Origin of the sequence: Fundidesulfovibrio magnetotacticus (assembly GCF_013019105.1) — a bacterium.
Lineage (GTDB): Bacteria > Desulfobacterota > Desulfovibrionia > Desulfovibrionales > Desulfovibrionaceae > Fundidesulfovibrio > Fundidesulfovibrio magnetotacticus.
This window is the reverse complement of record NZ_BLTE01000052.1, coordinates 1-595: the sequence shown is the minus strand read 5'-3', so window position 1 is coordinate 595 and position 595 is coordinate 1. Positions and strand designations below refer to the sequence as shown.

Here is a 595-nt window from a genome sequence, read left to right as displayed (position 1 = left end):
GCGGCCGTTGCCCTCGGAGGAGAGCATGAACTGCGCCCCGTCCACGAGCTCCACTGCCGCTCCCTGGGGAACGTGGTTGCCCCCGGGGGACTTGAGGGACGTGAGCTTCTCGTTGACCAGGATCCACTTGCCCTGGTGGAAGGCGAAGTAGCCCATCCGGGTGGTGTCCGCCCCCTCCGCGCGGGGCGCGCCGTGCATCACGTGCCAGCTGTAGAGGGCCTGGGCCTGCCTGCCGTCGGCGTAGACGGCCAGTTCCCCGTCCGAGGTCCACTGCCCGGGGCGCGACTCCGAGCGCAGGCTCAACACCGGCATGGAACCCTGCAGCCTCTCACCGCAGACCGGACACTTGCGGATGGACGCGTCGTGCATGACGACCCACCCGTGGGAGCAATTGGCCCCGGGGCAGGGGATCAGCAGGTCCCAGGTCTTGTAGAGGGCCCGTTCCCATTCCTGGGCCGTGGGCCGCTCGTCAGGCGAGTGCAGCCCGGTGACGAAGGCCTTGAGGAACAGCTCGCCCAGATAGGGCCCCAGCACCGAGTAGGGCACGTCCAGCTTCTTGGGCCGGTTGGACTTGTCCGTGGGATGCTCCACGAAG

1 protein-coding gene is annotated in these 595 nt (G+C 68.6%); it reads right to left on the bottom strand.

Annotation, left to right across the window (positions count from 1 at the left end):
* On the bottom strand, window positions 1-595 hold a 595-nt coding region (locus tag NNJEOMEG_RS20260; protein ID WP_217270634.1), incomplete at both ends, for a hypothetical protein.